The organism is Faecalibacterium sp. Marseille-Q3530 (assembly GCF_017377625.1).
Classification (GTDB): Bacteria; Bacillota; Clostridia; order Oscillospirales; family Ruminococcaceae; genus Faecalibacterium; species Faecalibacterium prausnitzii_E.
In genome coordinates this window covers 131,014-150,460 of the sequence record NZ_JAFREH010000005.1, presented here as the reverse complement: position 1 = coordinate 150,460, position 19,447 = coordinate 131,014, and the positions used below count along the sequence as shown (strand labels likewise).

Below are 19,447 nucleotides of genomic sequence, written 5' to 3'. Positions count from 1 at the left end.
TCGATACCTTTATAATAAGGGCGAACAGAAAGGAAGTGCTTGATATGATGTCTATGCTGAAGAAAATTGTTCTTTTCCCAATTTCTCTCTTTGTGGCCTTTCTAGCTCTGATGGCAAGGTGGCTGCTAACCCTGTCCAGCTATGTAGTTGCTCCGCTGATGCTCTACATCTTCGGCTGCGGCATCTACACTGCCTATCGCCAGACTTGGGATCAGTTTCTTATCCTGCTGGTGGCCGAGTTCATCTGCTTCATCCTCTTTTTCGGTGCAACTGCCATCACCGAGGGCATCGGACGTTTCAGTGAATGGCTTGCAGAACTGTGAGGGATATTATGGACAAACAGAAGTTAGAGGATTATTATTTTGAGCGCAACAGCACGATCTTTTCTGAAATGCTGGACGAGGACGAAAACTATCAACGGCTGAAAAAAGCCAAACTAGCAGCCGAGAAAGCATTGCAGAACGTTATCAGCAAAGAAGCGTGGAAGCAATATCTCGCCTTAGATGAGATCTGCAACGAGTTGGAATGCGCCAGATACAAGGCAATGTATCTGGCGGGTGCTGCCGATTACGAAAAAATATCTAAATGATCTCGATGCCGCCTTCGGGCGGCATTTTTGTTGCAAAGGAGGTGATGATGCTGGCAGCAACACGGTTGATTGCGCTGCACAAAAACAAGGGCATGGCCGTTGCGGCCTGCCTGAAAAATCGCACGGACTATATTGAAAACCCGGACAAGACCGAGCAGGGGCAGTTTGTCAGCAGCTATGCTTGCAGCGCCCTGACAGCAGATGAAGAATTTATGCTTACCAAGCGGCAGTACGATCTCGTAAACGGACGCAGGCAGAAAAGTGATGTAATCGCTTATCAGATACGGCAGTCCTTCCGTCCGGGGGAAATCACCGCAGAGGAGGCTAACAAGGTGGGCTACGAACTGGCCATGCGCTTTACCACGGGCAAGTACGCCTTTGTAGTGGCAACGCACACGGACCGGCACCACATCCATAACCATGTGATCTTCAACTCCACAGCGTTGGATGGCACCAGAAAGTTCCGGGATTTTTTCTTTTCGGCGTTGGCAGTGCAGCGGTTGAGCGACTTGATTTGTCTGGAGCATCAGCTCTCTGTTATTGAAATAAAGCCCTACCGGGAACGGCAGAAACGTACCCTCTATCCACCCAAAGAAAGCAATCGTGATAGGCTGTGTGGCATCATCGACAGCATCCTTACAGAAAAGCCCAAGGATTACGAAGATTTTCTGCAAAAACTGGAACAACAGGGTTATGAGGTCAAGCGCGGAAAATACACTTCCGTCAAGGGCGCACGACAAAAACGGTTCATCCGATTCAAAACGCTGGGCGCAGGCTATAGCGAGGACGAACTGAAAGCAGTGATTGCAGGAAAAGCAGAACACCATCCCCACCAGAAGCAGCCGCCCCAAGAGCAACCGTTCCAATTGCTGGTTAACATTCAGGCAAAGCTCTCCGAGGGCAAAAGCGAAGGCTATGCACGATGGGCGAAAAAATATAATCTGAAAGAAATGTCCAAGACGCTGATTTTCTTGCAGGAGCACAAAATTGGCAGCACAGATGAACTGAATGAACGCGCAGCGGCGGCAACAGAAAAATATCACCAGCTGGGAGATTCCATTAAAGCCTCTGAAAATCGGCTGGCAGAAATTGCGGTGCTGAAAGCGCATATCACCAACTACGCCAAAACGCGACCGGTCTATGATGCCTACCGTAAGACCGGATACAGCAAGCGCTTTCTGGAAACGCACCGCACGGAGATCACGTTGCACAAGGCAGCGAAAGCGGCGTTTGATGAAGCCAACTTGAAAAAACTCCCCAAGGTCAAGGAGTTGGATGCGGAATATTCCAAGCTGCTGACAGAAAAGAAAGTACGCTACCCGGACTATCGCAAGGCACGAGAAGAAATGCAGGAGTTGGTAAAGGCACAGAAAAATATTGAATTGTTCTTCGCAGAAGAAAAAGACGCACAGGAAAAGCAGCAGACCCGATAAACGAAAGTCGCCGAGGATTCTAACCCTTTCATGGGGCGGAATCCTCGGCGACTTTTTTAGTTTATGTAGCAGCGATCCTGCGTTACGAGCCAATCTTCACACAGCCGTTGGGCTTCATCTGTTGAGCGGCACACGCAATTGAACAGCTTGCCGTGCAGGGAGCAGTAGGTGTAACGGATTTTGGGCACACCGTTCTCATCCCGAAACTTTGTGTAGCGTTCCTCACCGGGCATCAGATAAAGCTGCTCCATTTCTGCATCGTCCTTTCCGTTTTCATGTGTCAGGCACACAACGCACCTATTCTATCATGAACTTAGGAATTATGCCATTGACGCTTGCACCAAAAAGCGCCCCGGATTTTCGGAGAGAGTGTGCATTGACACATTCAATAACGTTCGGAAAGAACGCGCAGCCTGCACCGGAACGGTGCAGATCAGAAAGGGTTTGGGATTTCCCAACAAGCATTTTGCAACGCAAAATTTGCATTTGTGCGCACGAATGCACTGCTTGCCACAACAATGCGTCCTTTTTGTCCGCAATTTGTAATTTTCAGATTGGAGAAAAAAGCCATGGCAAAGACGAAGGCTGAAGAAAAAGCTCTCAACCTTGATCAGATTTTGTTTAACTGCCGGGATTATCTGCGCGCTGCGCGCAACTCCGGCTCGTTCTTTGAAAAGCGTGATATCCCCCGCAGTACAGCCCCGAAGTTCTCAAAAAGGTCATGGAACAGGTAGAGAACTTTGAGGAGAACAATTAAGCATTTTCTCGTTTTAATGTGGGATTAGATTGCTGTAGACCTTAATACAAAAAGATAGATAATGAAAATCTGGTGTCTGCTGGTACCAAAAAGCAGTTTGGCATCCTGAAAGACCTGATGAACCGCTCCGACGTGGATATCATCGTCAATGCCTGTGATGCAAGGTAGTGCGGTTAGGTGACTTAAGAGAGAAAAAAGAGACCTCATCTCGTAAAAAAGTCAATGCGGTCGTCTGCTTCTGTATTGAAATACAGTGGACGACCGCGTTGATCTTTGATGAGCAAGTACTGCCATGCCCCACACAGCGGGCAAAACTGGACGCGCTGCTGTATAATAATCCTTTGGAGTACGCCCAGCTTGTGCTGATTGGTGAGATTGAGCACTATCTCTCACTTGGTTGTGACCACGGTAGAATGGAAGACTAACCTTTAATTAAAATATCCAAAGCAGACAAAACAGCCATCTACTTGCGACTTGCAAATAGAGGGCTGTCTATTATTAACTACGCATTTTAACAATGATTTTTCTTTTCAACAATCATTCCGATAATAAACGAAAGTAGGAAAACGAGTAGCCAAATCAAAACTCCGTAGTGTGCCTTGAGCTGCCATACTTTTCCTATATACATATCCGGCGTGATTTTTGTGGCGTTTATTTTGATAATAAAATCGCCCAACACTTGTCCGATCAAAATTCCTGTCCAGTTTCCAGCTGTTGTGATAAGAGCTGCTCTATACATTTCCAGAAAACAGAAAGCAACAGATGCAACCCATAAACACAAATAATAATGGGCTGCTGTCCATTCAAACAAGTAGACTTCATGAAACACTGTTTGAGAAAGAAGATAGCACACCACATATGCTAAAAATACGATCAGCAAAAATCCGAGACAAGTTTTCTTTTTTGATGCTGTGTTCTTCATACGGCTTTTGAATCCTATTCCAATGTGTACCAACATCTTTGTGTTTCATTATAAAACAGCTTGGCTGCTTACTTCGATACTATTTCGACAGTTGGCATCTTGCCTTCCAATCCGAGTTCGTCATCTTCTGCAACTCTATAATTGGTAACATTTATTGAATCTACCAGCTGCGCAATGAAGATTCCACCCGCGATTACCGTTTTGAGCCCTACGACCGCCTGCAGGCCGCTGGCCGGACCGTGGACAAGGCCAACTATACGGAAGTATACGCCGCGCCGCTGGCTGCGGGTACCACATTGGAGGACATCTACCGTACATTCAATGTAGACCATCCGACAGACTTTAAGGGGCATTCGCTGTCTGTTTCGGATGTGGTGGTGCTGCACCAGAACGGACAAAATACCGCTCACTACTGCGATAGTGTGGGCTTCCAGCAGGTGCCAGAGTTCTTGCGGGAAAACCCGCTGCGCACCGCAGAACTTTCCACCGAACAGAACGAAAACATGATTGACGGTGTGCTGAACAATGCGCCCTCTCTGGGCGAATTGGAGGCCAAAGCAAAGGCCGGAGAACAAATTTCTCTGACGGACCTTGCCGCCGCAGTCAAGGCCGAGGAAAAGGCACCGAAAGCCAAGAAGTCCCGCGCCGCAAAACCGAAAAAGCCGTCCATCCGGGCACAGCTGGATGCCGCAAAAAAGGAGCAGAGCAAACAAACGCAGCCACGGGAAAAGACAAAAGAATTGGAGGTGTAAGCCGTGCAAAAATTTGAAAGCATGGATGTGATCGCTGCACTGGAAGCCATTATGCACCAGAACACTGCGTACTATCAGAGCGATTTTGCCTATGACATCAAGATGCTGCGGGAGACCGCCCGCAGCGACCAGCCGGAAGATAAGCTGCTATTGTGGCTGTCCCGGCCCTCTGGAACATTCTGCTTCCGGGAACGGGATGTGCTGCTCAAAAACACCCAAGCCTACAACACATGGAAATTCTGCGGTGAACAGACCCACGACAGGATTCTTGCCTATGCGGTAGAGTTGACCGGCGCGGCCAACGGAACTGTGCAAGGCAATCTGTATGAACTGGACTACCAGCAGCATTTCCAGCACATCCGGGATGCCGCCCTGCCCGTGGGCTCCAATCGCCTGATCTACGAAAGTGGAATGCGGGAGATTGGCCTCAAAGAGCATTTCGACAGCCGATCGGACAAATATTTTGGAGAGTTCGTGCGGTATGAAATGCAGCCCCGTGACCCGGAACTTCTGCAAGCGGCCATCCGGCAGGAGCAGCGCAGTCGGGAATCTGCACAGCCCGGTGATTTCAAAGAACACCTTGCGGCATTGCACACCGGGCTGATCGAGGCCGAGGCACAGCGTATCGTAGCCGATATGAAGCGTCTGGCTGCTCCCAACAGCCCGGACAAGAATCGTTTTATGGTGGAGGTATCGCCCTACTTCACCAAACTGGCATCCAGTCGGGACACGGACCAGCTGCTTGCCATGTTGCCGTACAAGTCCCTGCACCTGTCCAGCGTGAAAGACCGTTTCGGCATCTACGCGCTGGTTGACAAAAGCGAGAATCGAGATAAGGACATCCGTAAGCCCCGTGCTTCTGTCCACAAGCAGCTTTCCGAAACGAAACAGGCCGCCAGCCCGAAAAGGTCAGCGGCCCGCAGTAAACAACATGAAATGGAGGTCTGACCATGAATTTCAGCGTAGAAGAAGAAAATTTGATTTGTATGTACCACACTTCTGACCGCCGCCGCACGATAGCGCGAATGCTGACCGCTCTGCCGGATATGGACACCGAAATGCGGCAACTGGCAAACAGCACCATTGCAAAATTGGAGCAAATGACCGATGCTGACTTTGACGGGCAGAGGTTTGATTTCACGGGTGAATAATACCGCCAGCTTGACATCCACACATTATTTTCAATCAAAGTAATGTGCCATTGTCAACACAGAAATAGCCGGACACGGTGGCCTTGTGGCTGCTGTGTCCGGCTATTTTTCATGTATCAGTCTTTATCTTTTTTCTCGGTGGGATTTTCCGGCAGTTCGGCGGCATCTTCTACAACGTCGGTCACAAGCTGCTGGAAGTCAAACGCATTTTTTTCTGTAATAACGGGCTTGCCGGTTTCCGCTTCAAGAGCCTGCCGCGCAATGCCGGCCACCATGCCGCCGCGTTTGGCAACCTGCTTGTTTTCTTCAAAGGTCTGTGGCTTTGCAGTCTTGGAAATATCCGTGGTAGATGCTTCCGCCAGCATGGTCAGCACAAGTTCCAAATCGGTCATATTATCCCGGAGATTTTCTTTTGTTAGACCTTTCAGCCGCTTATACTGTCCTGTGGTCATGCCGGACCATGCACGGGAGATTTCGTCGGTCAGGATAGCGTACTCCTTACCCTTTTGCACTCCGCGCTTCTTCCATTCATCCGTCAGCTCATTTCGGATGCGGATTGCCAAAAGCCGCTGATGAATCCATTCTTCGGAGTAGCCTTTCTTCAAATAGGTATCAAGCGCGCGGTCGATGGCCTGCTCCGGGTCGATGGTTTCCTCGATGCGTTCCTTGCCTACCATTGCCAGCCATGCCTTGAACGGCTCAGCCTTTTTGGAAGGAATCGACTGAATGATACGTAAAAGCTGCTCCGTATTGGCAACATCCGTAAGACGACGTTTGCCATCTGCTGCCTTCATTTTCAACTGACTACAATTTGTAGTCAGTTCACTGCCTTCGTTTTTCAGTCTAACTTTCAGAACGCTCCAATATTTAGCAGCACTTCGACTATCCTTTTGCTCGGTTAAAACCGCAACCACATCCACAATAGAAAAATACCATTCTTCCTTTTCTGCATCCCATGCAGTACGGATTTTCTGATCTTCAAAAAGCTGGATAGAGCTGTTATCGTTCACTTCTGCCATAGAGGGTTCCTCGCTTTCGTTGTCTAAGTCTATTTTACATGATTTCGGGCGGAAACGCCACCCGGTCTAAGCGTTTGGGATTCAAAAATCCGAACAATATTTTGTGCAGATTTACCGTTCCTGCATCTGCTCCTTTCCCGGTGTTGTCCGTAGGATGCCGTCCACATTCTGCTTGATGATGTCATATTCCTACATCGTGTTTGGCTTTGCCACGGTCAACATGGCCTCCCTGGCTTTTGAGAAGATCTTCCAGTCCGTGGGCCGGATGAAAGTGACCATGGTAGCCCTCATCGTGGGCTGTGTGGGCAACATTATCCTGGACCCGCTGCTCATCTTTGGCATCGGGCCGTTCCCTGCCATGGGCATTGCAGGCGCGGCGCTGGCCACCGGTATCGGCCAGGCACTGAGCACTGGTATCTACCTCGTGGTGTATGCTTCCACGGAGCTGCCCGTCCGGCTGCGCCGCGCCTGCCTGAAGCTGGACAAAGAGCTGGACACCCGGCTCTACTCCATCGGCATCCCGGCCATCCTCAACCTGGCGCTTCCCTCTCTGCTGGTCACGTTCCTCAACAGCCTGCTGGCCGCGTTCTCAGGCAGCTATGTGGTGGTGCTGGGCATCTACTACAAACTACAGGCATTCCTCTACCTGCCCGCCAACGGCATCGTGCAGGGAATGCGTCCCCTCATCAGCTACAACTACGGTGCCGGGGAGCACAAACGGGTACGCCGGCTCTACCAGATCACCCTCATCCTGAGCGCCGCCATCATGGCAGCGGGCACCCTTGGCTGTCTGGTGGCCTCGGAGCCTCTCATGCGGCTCTTTACCTCTACCCCGGAGACGGTGGAAGCCGGAAAAGTTGCTCTGCGGATCATCTGCCTGGGCTTTGTGGTCTCCGCCATCTCCACCACCTCTTCCGGCGCGCTGGAGGGTCTGGGCAAGGGCACGCAGTCGTTGGTGATCTCCCTGTGCCGCTACATCGTCTTCATCATGCCGCTGGCCTGGGTGCTCTGCCGACAGTTTGGCCCTGTGGGCGTCTGGAACGCGTTCTGGGCCACGGAAGTGCTCTCCGCCATCGTTTCCCTTATCGTCTACAAAAAGAGCGTCTGACACGTTTTCCGTATACGCAAAAAAGGCTCCGGGCCTGCACTCCCCTTTCACAGGGAGGCAAGCCCGGAGCCTTTTCCGTTTCAGCCCAAGGGCTGGTTTTTATTTGGTGTGCTGCTCGGTGCTCTGGTCGTCCGATTCAATCGGCGTATCCAGTTCCTCCACGGGGGCAGCGTTCTTTTTGGCCTTACGGGCCTTACGCTTGTGGATCAGCTTCCGTGCGAGGAATGCTGCCACCAGCAGCGCGGCTACCGTGCCGCCGCAGAGCTCCCAGAGCGGGATGCCCTTGGGCACAAAGGCCATGACGATCTCGGTCCCGGCAGCCGTAAAGGTGATGTAGCTGCCAAAGGTATCGGTAGGCACTTTGATCCATTTGCCATCCTGCTGGACATAGACGCTGCCCTGCTTGCCCTGCGGCAGATAGCGGATGGTGTGGGTCTCCTGCCCGTCGTCCGAGAAGTCCAGCAGCCACTGCTCGGTGGCATTGGCCACGCCGGACGGCGTCTGGGAGGTAACGCTCAGGGCATTGGAGCCGCCAAACAGGCCATCCACATAGAAGATCGGACGGCCGTTGATGCGGACATCAATGCTCTTCAGTGCCGGGGTGTAAGAGGTGTACAGCGCCGTGACCACGGTGTCCAGATGGAGGTCATCCAGCACCGGGGTGTTCCACTCGGCAAGGTAACCGTCTTTCTGAGGCAGTTCGGGGTAATCCGCCTCGGTAAACGATGCACCGTAAGTAAAGGTGCGCTGGTCCACGATGTGGCCGTCGGCCATAAAGGTCAGCGTCAGCTTCTGGAAGCCCTTGGGCGCGCCCTCCAGTGCCCGCATGGTATCGTAATCAATGGGCTCTGCCTGACCGGCACGGCTGATGCGGTCAACGCCGCGCAGGGTATCGGAGACAAACAGGTTCCCCGTGAACGTACCATCCTGGCCGCCGGAAATGGCGCCCCAATACTGACCGTCGGTGTTGCTGCTGCTCGTGGAGAGGGCCACTTCGGAGTCATCCCCGTCATCGTCCGGCTCATGGATCTCCACCATGGCGCGGTTATCCTTGATGATGCAGCTGTTGCCGGTCAGGACACTGTCCGCGCCCTGGCCCACGATGCCGCCAATGTACTTGCTGCCAGTCAGCTCACACTTGGCCCAGTTGGAGATCAGCTTTGCGGAGGAATGGCCTGCAATGCCGCCCACCTTGTTGTTGCCATCCACTTTGCCGTAAGCTTCGCAGCCCGTGATGTAGCCCAGATCCATCTCGCCGCAGATGCCGCCTGCCGCCTTTTTCTTGGAGGTAACGGTGCCCTCGTTGACACAGTTCATCACCACCGCGCTGATGGTGTACTCGGTGCGCAGGAGCGAACGGTTCTCATCCTTATCGTCGTCTTCGGGGTCAAGGGTGTTTTCCACCGCCATGGTACCCGCGATGCCGCCCACATTCATGTCGGCTTCCACGGTGCCGCGGTTGGTGCAGCCCTCGATCTTGCCCTCGTTCTGAGCCGTCAGGTTCTCGGACTCATCTTCAAAGATGTTCTTGCTGCCGGGGTCGCTGATCTCTTCCACAGCATCCAGCAGCAGGTTGGAGACCACATTGATCTGGTCGTTGATGGAGCGGAGGTTGCTGGTGAGGGTGTTGCTGGCCGAGAGCATATCCCGGTTGAGGGTGCTCATCTGGTCGGTCATGTTCGTCACAGCGTCAAACAGTTCATCCTTGGTCGCGGTCATCTCGGAAGAGGGGCGCGGCACATGGATGGGATCCTGCTCCGCCAGCCAGTGGACGATATCCGCCGCCTGGCTGGTCATGCTGGTCAGGCCGCTCATGCCCTCCGCCATGATGCCGAGGCTGGCGGACATGTGGCCCAGCGTTGCGCTGGTGAGGGCGGAATCCGTCTTGAGGATATCCAGAGACTTGTCAAAATCATCCGCAGCCTTGCCCAGATCCTGTGCGGCATCGCTCAGGGAATCCAGACCCGCCTGAATGGAGGCATTGCCGGAACTGATGTTGCCGGTGTTGAAGCCCAGCTTATCCAGAATATCTTCCAGATTGCCCAGCTGGTCGCCCACATTGCCAAGCGCGCCGGACATGCTGGTAAGGGCAGAAGCCATCTGGGGATTGCCCTGCTCCGAAACGAGGTTGGCGGTGTTGCCCAGCAGCGCGCCGATCTGCGTGGCCCGGCCTGCCATATTGCCCACGGCGCGGGTGACCTGCTTGCCGGCGGAAGCCAGCTGGCCGTCATCGGCCAGCAGCGTGGCGCTCCGCAGCAGACCCAGGCCGGTGGTCAGCAGCTTCATCTGGCCGCTCATGCCGGAGCCCAACGAGAGGATGCTCATGGCGGAATTCGCCACCTGCAGCAGGGAGATGGCTGTTTTGATGTGATCGTCCACCGCGTCACCGGACACGCTGGAATAGCCGCCCAGAATGGTGCTGATGGCGCTGCTCAGGCCGCTGTCATCCTTGCCCGGCAGCGAGGCGATCAGGTCGTCCAGGCCCTTGCTGATCTGCTCCAGACCCTGCTTGCTGGAATCCAGCGCGTCGCTGGCCTTGTGCGCGCCGGAAGAAGCCTTGGCCAGTGCCGTGGAGGCGGTCAGCATCTCGGCCGCCATCTCCGCGGTGACCCACTTGAGCTGGCCCACGGCGGTGGTCATCTTATCCAGTGCGTCGACACCCGTGTCCATCACGGGCTCCAGCCGGGTAAATGTATCGGAGATGAGGTCTCCCGTGCGGTCCACCTCGTCCGCCACTTCGTCAAAGTAATCGCCTCCCTGCTCCTGCAGACGGCGGGCTGCCTGCACGGCAGTGTCCATCTGAGAGTTCAGGGTGTTGAGGTCGGTATTGAGGAGGCTGGTGCTGCCGTCCATGTCATCGGCCGCGCCGTTGACCATGGTGTGCAGCGTGTCCAGCTCGGTGCGCAGACGGTTGATGGTGCTCTGGTCCAGGTCCAGCTCCACATAGGGCTCTGCCTGGCCGGCAATGCCGCCCACGTCCTTGCGGCCCTGTACCAGGCCCTGGTTGACACAGCCGGAGATCAGGCCATCGGTCCGGCCCACGATGCCGCCCACGTTATAGCCTACATGGGCATAGCCCACGTCGCCCGCGTTGGCACTGCTGAGGATCAGGCCGGAGGAGCGGCCTGCAATGCCGCCGGTATCCGAGGAGACATTGGAGATGTTATTGCTCAGGTCATCGCCCATATCCTTCTTGACCAGCTCCAGCAGGGTGGCCGGGAGGCCCTCCATATCGAGGGCGGACTCCTGATACTCGGAGTTGACGGCGCCCACATTGGTGCAGCCGGTGATGACACCGAGGTTGTAGCCCACGATGCCGCCGGTGGCATACGCACCGCTGACCATGGCACGGGAAGTGCTGTGGTCGATGGTTCCGCTCGTCTCATTGCGGCCCACCAGACCGCCCGCCTCCTCCTCGCCGTGGACAGCACCGGAGAACGTGCAGTTGATGATGGTGCCGTAGTTGGTGCCCACCAGACCGCCTGCGGTCTTCTGGGTACCAGCGGGATTGACCACACCCTTGATGGTAAGGTCCTGAATGGAACCGCCCTCTTCCAGGATGCCGAAGAAGCCGGCTGGAGAATAAGCCCCCACGAGGCTGACATCCGAGATGGTGTGGCCGTTGCCCTTGAACGCGCCGCTGAACGACGCAACGGGGGCCCACTCCGTATCCTCCAGCGAGAGGTCTTCCTGCAGGATCACGGTCTTGCCTTTGGACCACTGATCAAAGCCGCATTTGTCGGCAAAGGCCAGCAGGTCCGAAACACTGTTGATGTAAATGGTATCCGTCGGCGCGGTGTCGGCCGCAAATACCGGCAGCGCCGCCGAAGCCGCCAGCACCAGTGCCAGCAGCGCAGCGGTCAGGCGGTGCAGCAGCCGGGTGCTGCCCGCCGCAGACTCATTCGTCCGCATGGGAGTCGTTTTCATCCTGCACCTCCTGTGAGATTTTACCAGAAAGAACGGTAAGATGTACGTTTCCATCCACAACGGCGTTCATGGTACCGGCCACGGAGCCGTTCACCTCGCCCTGCACCATGCCATTGACACGCACCCGGCCGCTGGCCGTGTTGGTGTGCAGCACCACATGATGCATGGAGAACGAAGTTTTATCCACCAGCTTGCCACCCACCAGCAGGATCTGCGGCAGGACGAACAGCACCAGGAAGATGGAGATGATGGTACCGCGGCCCAGGCACTGGCCGATGCCCACGATGCAGGCATCGGACGTCATCTGACCGATAAGGGTACCGGCCACCGTCATGATGGTGCCGGAAGTGAGGATGGTGGGGAACGCAAAGTTCAGCGTCTCGATCATGGCTGTCTTATGGTCCATCTTATCCCGCAGCTCGTTGTAGCGGGTTGCAATAACGATGGCGTAATCGATGTTTGCACCCATCTGGATGGAGCTGACGATCAGGTAGCCCATGAAGTACAGCGGCGTGTGGATAAAAGCGGGGACGGAGAAGTTGACCCAGATCGCGCCCTCGATGACGAGGATCAGTAGGATGGGCATTGCCACCGACTGGAACGTGAACAGCAGGACGATCAGCACGATCAGCACGGAGACCACGCTGACCACGATGTTGTCGATGGCAAACGACTTCTGGAAGTCGTACTCGTTGGTGGCGTCGCCCGCCAGATAGATGTCGCCGTCCGGGTAATACTTCCGGGCGATGGTGCGCATCTGGTCCGTGAACTCATACATTTCATCCCCGCTCTGGAGGCTGGGGTTCAGGTAGACCAGAATACGGTTGTAATCCGCACCCTGCAGCTGGGCCTTTGCGCTCAGCATCTGGGTCTGGGCATCATGCAGGTCGTTGATCTGATCCTGGTCCAGGCTGACAATGCCGGAATCGACCTCGTCACAGACGTAGAGGAACATATCAATGAGCGGCACACTGTAGTTGGAGAAGTTGCCAATGACCTGGCCGTACTCATCATTTTCCAACGCGTAGCCTGTGTAGACCACTTGGGCCAGCTCGTAATCCAGGCCCGCCATCTCAGAGAACTGGCGGGAAGTGAGCCGGTCTTCCAGCATGTAGCCGTCCATGGCCTCAATGTTGGAAAGGCCGCGGGTGTGGTCCACCTCATCGTGGCTTTCCAGTTCTTTGATCATGGCTGCTTCCACCCGGTAATCGTCGTTCTTTGGTACGACGAGAGCCACCAGGTTGGACTTGGTAAAGTTTTCGTCGATCATGTTATCGGCGATCTGCGTCTCATTCAACACTGGCGTCTTGATCGGGCCGTAGCCATAGGCGTAGGGGCACTGTGTCTGGAAATGGTAGGCAAACACCAGCACCACTGCAAAGACGATGGGAACGATCTTGCGGGTTTTGTAAGCATAGCGGCCCACGAACGAGATCTTGGGCACAAAGTTGCGGTGCTTGGTCTTGCTCATGTAAGGGCCAAACAGCATCAGCAGGCCGGGCATGACCACGAAGACCGACAGCATGGAGAACAGGATGGCCTTGATGAGGCAGATGGCCATATCCGGGCCGATCTTGAACTGCATGAACAGCATGGCCACCAGACCGCCGATGGTGGTCAGGGAGCTGGAACTGATCTCCGGGATACTCTTGGCCAGCGACTCGATGACCGCCTCTTTCAAGGGCAGGGTCTCGTGTTCTTCTTTAAAATGGTTGCAGAAGATGATGGCGTAGTCCAGCGAAAGGGCCAGCTGCAGAATGTTCGTGACCGAGTTGGAAACGAACGAGATGGTGCCCAGCAGGAAGTTGGTGCCCATGTTGAGGATCATGCCCACCACGAAAGTGAGCAGCAGCACGGGAACTTCCGCATAGGTCTGGGAGGTGAAGATCAGCACCACCACAATGATGATGGCAACATACACCATGATGACATTGACTTCACGCTCAATCGTCTCCTCCTGCGTATTGCCCAGCGAGGTGGAAACGTAGATATCGTAGTCTTTCAGGTACTCCTTGACGCTTTCCAGCGTTTCCAGGCACTGGTCGTCGTCCTCGGGGTAATCGAATGTGATGGAGTACAGCGCCGATACATTATTATAATGGGCGGTGGTATCATCGTACTCGATCATCTGGATGCCCCTGAGGCCCGCCAGCTCGTCGTTCAGCTGGTCTGCCTCGTCCGGCGTGATGTTTGCCACCATGACATCGGCAGAACCGTAGGTGGTAAACTCTTTTTCCATAATGTCCAGGCCCATGCGGGTCTCGCTGGTCTTGGGCAGATAGGTGGTCAGGTCGCTTTCCACCTTGACCCAGCTGCGGGAGAAGATGGTGAAGATGGTTCCCAGAATGACGATGAGGAACACAAGGTTGCGCCGCTCAACAATTTGCAGCGCGAGCTTGTGCATAAAATCGTTTTTGGGCTGTTCCTGCTCGGTCATCGTGTTCCCTCCTCTCGGCATTGCATTACTGGAGTTTTGCAAGGATTTCCTCAGCCGTCATACCGCTGGCCAGCAGCTTCTTCAGCACATCTTCTGCTTCGCCTTTCTTTGCTTCTTCCATTGCCTTTGCTTCGGCGGCAGCTTTTTTGTTTTCGGCTTTGGTAAGTTCCTTGGTGGCGGCTTTCAATTCTGCTTTCTTGGCTTTCAGCTGCGTCTTCAGATCATCGAGATTTGCAGTCAGCGCAGCAACCTCAGATTCGATTTTTTCCTTTTCGGCGGTCTTTTCTGCAACGACGGCTGCATAATCAACGTTGGCATTTACAATACGGGTCTTATTCTTGCTTCCCTTGGGTCTTGCCATAATAATTTCCTCCCATACAGTGAAATAATTTGATACTTACAAGTATATTCCAAATAGTCAGAATTGCAATAGGTAACCTGAGCTGTTTTCAACTGCTACTGTGCCACATCAGAAGGTAGGGCTTCATAATGGCAAGATACTTATCGCGTGCAGAACTTTCGTGCATATGCTTCTTGAGAATCCATCTAGTGAATACCGACACCCTCCATGATCTTTTCTATCCAATTTGTGGAAGAATCATTTTTCTCACTAAATGACCCCAAATAATGTGACGAACTCTCAACCTCTATTATTACACCATCCGGCATTCTGTATTTTTCTAAACTGAGATTCAAACCTTTAAGTGGGATTGTTCTAGCCAGTTGAGGGATAGAAACTGTATGGAGAATATCAATTTTTGATAAACCTCTATACGTTTCTGTCTTTTCGGCTTCACTTAGCAACCGTTCTGCATACTGATTTGAAATAACCTGTATGCGAAATTGTTCTTTTTCATCCTCGGTCATCTCAAGTGGAACGCCGTGCAATGTGTCTACAATATAGGACGAAATTTTAGCGAAGTGCTCGTCAAAATCAGTGGTATTCAAATTTTCTTCCTGATTCACTTCACTCTGCATGTACGGTCACCTCACTTTCCTTTTTTTTAGGCATAAACCAATAAAATATAACACAAAATGCTAAAGCAAACACAACACCAAAAACATTTTGACTCACTCTAAGACTAACCGCTCCTTGTAGTCCATATGTCTCTGCAGCAATGGCTAAAGCACCAAATGTGTTAAATACTGCCTGCCAGCCATATTGTGCTGAAAATCCTACACCGATTCCACCAAGAATTCCTATATATGCATAGATTGACGAAGGAAGCAGAAAATATAATACTGTAAAACATATAACACCTGCAATATTTCCGACAATCCTTTTACGGACTCTGTAGTGCATATCTTCCATAGACGGCAAAATCACGGACATGGCCGCAATACCAGCCCACATTGCACGTGGCATATTACAAAGTTCTGCAATGCAAAGGACAATCGGTACGCATAAAATCTGACATATCTGCCATTTTGTTCTGGAAGAAGTGATATCAAATTCTTGTATCAGATCTTTCAGATTTCTTTTATAAGTTCTGTTTTTATGATTTCGATAAAATACGAAGCAGGTAAGTGCTGCACCTAAAGCCATTTCGACTAATCGCATCTGATAGCTTTTTCCCGTAACATCATAACCATATAGCAACAGATACCCAAGAACCAATGTAGATTGATTAAACATGGATGGATTATGGCATCCGAACAGAATCAACACAGCCAGTGCCGCAATATTTAACAGCATTCCCAATACCGGTGAAAACTGATTTGCTAAATGCGGACATACAGTCATAATTACAAAGAACAAAGCCAAAAGCATCGTAGATTGTCCGGTGTGGATCCCCAGATCCGCATTCCTAAACACCATGAGACATAATAAGACTACTACACCTACAATGCTGTTCTCATTTCCAAATAGGATGCTGAAAATACTAACAAAGAAAAAACAAAATGCCATTGTAGCAGCTATCTTCACCAGATATACCCACATATGATATAATTTTTCTTTTAGTGTTTCACTCTTTTTCAACAGGTTTTTAGAACCTGCCTGATTTAACTGCAACTCCTGATAAAATGTCATATAAATTCTCCCATCTTCTAATTTATCTTAAAACTAGATAATCTCATCTTTCTGCTTTGGCAACTCTATAACAAATCTGCATCCACCATATTCACGGTTTTCTGCTTTGATTGTTCCTCCGGCACTATCTACAATCCGTTTTACAAGTGCAAGACCTAGGCCATTTCCTTCTGCTTTATGAGATCCATCTACCTGATAGAACTTGTCAAATATTCTGGATTTTACATCATCCTCTATTCCTGGTCCTTCATCTTCCAGAATGAACTTAACAGAATCCTGTTCTTGTTTCAGAAACATCGTAATTGTCCCCTTTGAAGGGCTGAACTTAATCGCATTATCTAAAAGATTTATCCAGATATGCATAAAAAGTCCTTCATTCGCAGTATATTTAACTTCCTCCAATTCTACCTGAAAACCAATTTCTTTTTCTGTCCATTTTGTTTCCAATGAAAGAACTGCCTGGCGGATCTGTTCATCCAGACGATATTCTGTTTTTTTCATTGGTATATTCTGATTCTCTAACTTGGATAACAGCAAAATATTACCAACCAATCCGGAAAGTCTTTGGGTGTTAAATAAGATTTTTTCTACATATTCCTCTTGATCCGGAGACAGTTCTTCTCCCTGAAGCAGCATTGTATATCCTTCAATGGCATTAATCGGGGTCTTAAACTCATGAGAAACATCAGATACAAAATCCATCTGCAGCACCTCTGTTGCACGAAGTTCTTTTGTCATAACGTTAAAACTTTGATAAGATTCTCCAACTTCTGCTATACGGCTGTTCGTTTCCAAATGCTGTTCAAAATCTCCCCGAGAAACTTCCTTCATTGCTTTACTAAGTCTTGTAATTGGTTCCAGTAACTTTGCATTAATAAAGGAAGTGATCAGCCCTGCAATCAATGTATTGAAAATCAAAAGCCAGCCAAGCACAGGTATGCTGCCCGGCAGATTAAAAAAATGATTCAAAAAAGCAAATAATAACGCAGATATGACTGTTGAAAATACAAGTGCCAGCCAGATTGCACCAGTCAGACAGGATCGGATACGCAATCCTTTTTCTTTCTTTTGTTCCATTATTTTTTCACCACCTTGTATCCAATTCCACGCATTGTTACGATTTCAAAATCAGGGTTATCTTTCAAACGCTCCCTGATTCTTCCTATATGTACCTCTATCGTATGTGGGTCTGCCTCCGTCTCGTATCCCCATACTTCATCCATCAACTGTTGTTTTGTAAATATTCTGCCTGGCGAAGCTGCAAGCTTATATAAAAGCAGGAATTCTTTTTTAGGCAAAACAAGACTTTCCTTATCAGTTGTAACCGTCATTGCATCATAATCAAACTCTGTTGAACCGATCACAATTTTGTGTTCATTCAGTATCTGTGCACGGCGAAGCAGTGCTCCGACTCTTAAAACCATTTCATTCACATTTACCGGTTTTACCATATAATCGTCACTTCCCGAAAGAAATCCCTGGCGCATATCATCAAAGGAACCTTTCGCAGTGATCATAAGTACAGGTATCTGATATCCTGCTGAACGGAGTTCCGACACCAGTTCATAACCATCCATAACCGGCATCATAATATCAGAAATGATCAGATCAATATATTCCTTAACCAATACTTCTAATGCCTGTGCTCCATCCGATGCACTTTTGACTTGATATCCATTCTTCTCAAGCACTTTTTGGAATAGCTGGCTTAATTCTTTATCATCTTCTACAATCAATATTTGAAACACGTTTTCCTTCCTCCTTATTAAAACAGATACCTTGCCCATCCAAGCAGATGCTGTACCAAAAATATTTTTCTCTGACGTTTCTTTGTTAATTCGATTGGCTCTACATGATATGGATCACGATAGGTTCCATCTTCCAATACCTGGCGGGACACTCTTTCATATTCCATCATGCCCTCTTCCAACTGTTTATTAATATCTTTACTGCGAATTACAAGCATCAGTTCCGTATCCAGATATGCACTTCTCATGTCCATATTAAAGGAACCGATTACAGACAGATCATCGTCAATCAGAATACTTTTTCCGTGGTATGAATAACCGCCTTCATATTCCCAGATATTAATTCCTGTACTTAAGATTCTATTTCTGTTTTTCGCATAATCGGTAGCCCCAAATGGATTCCCATTATTCGCAACTGAATTTGTCATGATAGAAAAATCTGAAACGTTCTCTGCAATCTCCTCCCATGTATTATACATCATATCATTACAGATAATATATGGCGTGTGGATCTTCACACGATTTTTTGCATTTTTCATCAATTCTCCCAACTGATACCACACTACTGGTTCTTTGGAACCTGTGTGAATAGGATTTGACACTAATGCAATCTTTTCTGTCTCAAAAGTTTCGTCCGTGTAATCGGTATCGCAGATTCTTTCCTTATTCTCTTCAAAATATTTCTGATAGCCGTTCTGCAGCTCTAAAACTGCGTTCTTTACAGATTTTCTATTTGCCAGTTTTTTATTGTCATGAAAATAATCACTGTCTTCTTGTTCCCATATCGTTTCAAAATACTTTAACAACTGGTTAACTGAATTTTCTTTCTCAGGTTCATCGCAAACCACTAACACGTCTCTGTCATAGTTCTTATGTCCCGGAAAATCACCCAGGAAATAATTGTATGTATTTCTTCCCCCAAGAATATATCTCTTTCCATCTGCAATCAAATATTTATCATGCATTCTACCCATTATTTTCCACGGTTTCAACGGATTGGCCTTATTATACAGTTTAATTTCAACATTCTCATGGGAAGATAATCCATAGAAATACGGATTTCCTTCCATATCAAGCCAGCTCTCCATTCCATCTACTAACAGACGAATTTGTACACCTCTGTCTGCCGCATCATGCAGTGCTCCTAAGATCAATTTTCCACTTTCATCGGATTGAAATGCAAAAGTAGAAAGAATAATTTCCTTTTTTGCATTCTTGATCAAACGTACTCTTTGTAAAAGCGCTTCTGGATTCTTTTCTATGATTACTGCCCGTTCTGTATTTTCACTGCATTTGTTCCATGACCCATTTTTTGTTTCTTTTTTGGTTGTATTGGACACTTCCGGCTGCTTTTTATATGCAACGCAGATTCCGAGCAATTCATAAAAAGCCACACATAAAAAAATTGCCAGTATAACAAGAAGGATTTTACATATTTTATGCTTTTTCATTGTACATCACCTGATTCCTTTTTATTTCTTATTCTTATTCATTAGCAATACAATACAATAGAAAACTCAATTTAACCTCAACAAGGTTTGTTTTTTCATCCATGCAAAATCTTCTTTGTAC

At 49.9% G+C, this 19,447-nt stretch carries 19 protein-coding genes and 1 pseudogene; 9 read left to right on the top strand and 11 right to left on the bottom strand.

Annotation, left to right across the window (positions count from 1 at the left end):
* The first annotated feature begins 44 nt into the window (after positions 1-44).
* Genes J3350_RS06555 through J3350_RS06545 form a run of 3 tightly spaced genes read left to right on the top strand, consistent with a single transcriptional unit; the run spans position 45 to position 2,022 of the window.
* Complete coding sequence (locus J3350_RS06555; protein WP_128117862.1) at positions 45-323, top strand: hypothetical protein; 279 nt, start codon at positions 45-47, stop codon at positions 321-323.
* Between the two features lie 8 nt (positions 324-331).
* Positions 332-589, top strand: coding sequence for a hypothetical protein (locus J3350_RS06550; protein WP_207686089.1), 258 nt, complete (start codon positions 332-334; stop codon positions 587-589).
* Positions 590-639: 50 nt separating this feature from the next.
* Positions 640-2,022, top strand: a complete 1,383-nt coding sequence (locus tag J3350_RS06545) for a relaxase/mobilization nuclease domain-containing protein (RefSeq protein ID WP_207686100.1) — start codon at positions 640-642, stop codon at positions 2,020-2,022.
* 56 nt (positions 2,023-2,078) lie between these two features.
* Here the strand turns inward: J3350_RS06545 and J3350_RS06540 are convergent, their stop codons facing one another.
* Positions 2,079-2,273 (bottom strand): DUF3873 family protein, encoded by a 195-nt coding sequence (locus J3350_RS06540; RefSeq protein ID WP_005924624.1) that lies wholly within the window; start codon positions 2,271-2,273, stop codon positions 2,079-2,081.
* A gap of 318 nt (positions 2,274-2,591) precedes the next feature.
* Between J3350_RS06540 and J3350_RS06535 the strand changes: the two genes are divergently transcribed.
* Entirely contained in the window at positions 2,592-2,756 is a 165-nt protein-coding gene (locus tag J3350_RS06535) for a hypothetical protein (RefSeq protein ID WP_170126654.1), read from the top strand.
* Between the two features lie 265 nt (positions 2,757-3,021).
* Positions 3,022-3,204, top strand: a complete 183-nt coding sequence (locus tag J3350_RS13940; RefSeq protein ID WP_242889553.1) for a DUF6061 family protein — start codon at positions 3,022-3,024, stop codon at positions 3,202-3,204.
* 86 nt (positions 3,205-3,290) lie between these two features.
* Here J3350_RS13940 and J3350_RS06525 read toward each other — a convergent pair whose 3' ends face one another.
* A complete protein-coding gene (locus J3350_RS06525) occupies positions 3,291-3,701 on the bottom strand; it encodes a hypothetical protein (protein WP_242700168.1) in 411 nt (136 codons plus the stop codon).
* A 158-nt stretch (positions 3,702-3,859) separates the two neighbouring features.
* Between J3350_RS06525 and J3350_RS06520 the strand changes: the two are divergent.
* From J3350_RS06520 to J3350_RS06510, 3 genes and pseudogenes are all read left to right on the top strand, one after another.
* Positions 3,860-4,453: pseudogene (locus J3350_RS06520) on the top strand (YodL domain-containing protein); the annotation flags it as partial.
* Between the two features lie 21 nt (positions 4,454-4,474).
* The gene (locus J3350_RS06515) at positions 4,475-5,401 is read left to right on the top strand and encodes a hypothetical protein (RefSeq protein WP_207686099.1); all 927 of its coding nucleotides are present in this window, start codon (positions 4,475-4,477) and stop codon (positions 5,399-5,401) included.
* Positions 5,402-5,403: 2 nt separating this feature from the next.
* Positions 5,404-5,604, top strand: coding sequence for a transposon-transfer assisting family protein (locus tag J3350_RS06510; protein ID WP_113992744.1), 201 nt, complete (start codon positions 5,404-5,406; stop codon positions 5,602-5,604).
* Between the two features lie 116 nt (positions 5,605-5,720).
* Here the strand turns inward: J3350_RS06510 and J3350_RS06505 are convergent, their stop codons facing one another.
* Entirely contained in the window at positions 5,721-6,623 is a 903-nt protein-coding gene (locus J3350_RS06505) for a Bro-N domain-containing protein (protein WP_207686087.1), read from the bottom strand.
* Positions 6,624-6,777: 154 nt separating this feature from the next.
* Between J3350_RS06505 and J3350_RS06500 the strand changes: the two genes are divergently transcribed.
* A complete protein-coding gene (locus J3350_RS06500; protein WP_370569274.1) occupies positions 6,778-7,731 on the top strand; it encodes an MATE family efflux transporter in 954 nt (317 codons plus the stop codon).
* A gap of 99 nt (positions 7,732-7,830) precedes the next feature.
* Here the strand turns inward: J3350_RS06500 and J3350_RS06495 are convergent, their stop codons facing one another.
* The 8 genes from J3350_RS06495 to J3350_RS06460 all read right to left on the bottom strand — a co-directional run bounded on the left by J3350_RS06495 (position 7,831) and on the right by J3350_RS06460 (position 19,326).
* Entirely contained in the window at positions 7,831-11,658 is a 3,828-nt protein-coding gene (locus tag J3350_RS06495) for a GLUG motif-containing protein (RefSeq protein WP_227612051.1), read from the bottom strand.
* Positions 11,630-14,095: an RND family transporter gene (locus J3350_RS06490; protein ID WP_055189758.1), complete on the bottom strand. Its 2,466-nt coding sequence runs from the start codon at positions 14,093-14,095 to the stop codon at positions 11,630-11,632. The genes J3350_RS06495 and J3350_RS06490 overlap by 29 nt, the downstream gene beginning before the upstream one ends.
* Before the next feature lie 25 nt (positions 14,096-14,120).
* On the bottom strand, positions 14,121-14,456 hold the full coding sequence (locus tag J3350_RS06485) for a hypothetical protein (protein ID WP_055189757.1): 336 nt from the start codon (positions 14,454-14,456) through the stop codon (positions 14,121-14,123).
* 185 nt (positions 14,457-14,641) lie between these two features.
* Positions 14,642-15,073 (bottom strand): hypothetical protein, encoded by a 432-nt coding sequence (locus J3350_RS06480; protein ID WP_005921183.1) that lies wholly within the window; start codon positions 15,071-15,073, stop codon positions 14,642-14,644.
* Positions 15,063-16,127, bottom strand: a complete 1,065-nt coding sequence (locus J3350_RS06475; protein WP_207686085.1) for an FUSC family protein — start codon at positions 16,125-16,127, stop codon at positions 15,063-15,065. Before J3350_RS06475 ends, J3350_RS06480 begins: the two co-directional genes overlap by 11 nt.
* 33 nt (positions 16,128-16,160) lie before the next feature.
* Complete coding sequence (locus J3350_RS06470; RefSeq protein ID WP_005929825.1) at positions 16,161-17,204, bottom strand: HAMP domain-containing sensor histidine kinase; 1,044 nt, start codon at positions 17,202-17,204, stop codon at positions 16,161-16,163.
* Positions 17,204-17,914: a response regulator transcription factor gene (locus J3350_RS06465; RefSeq protein ID WP_005946428.1), complete on the bottom strand. Its 711-nt coding sequence runs from the start codon at positions 17,912-17,914 to the stop codon at positions 17,204-17,206. Before J3350_RS06465 ends, J3350_RS06470 begins: the two co-directional genes overlap by 1 nt.
* Complete coding sequence (locus J3350_RS06460) at positions 17,893-19,326, bottom strand: phospholipase D family protein (protein WP_207686084.1); 1,434 nt, start codon at positions 19,324-19,326, stop codon at positions 17,893-17,895. The genes J3350_RS06465 and J3350_RS06460 overlap by 22 nt, the downstream gene beginning before the upstream one ends.
* Positions 19,327-19,447 lie beyond the last annotated feature (121 nt).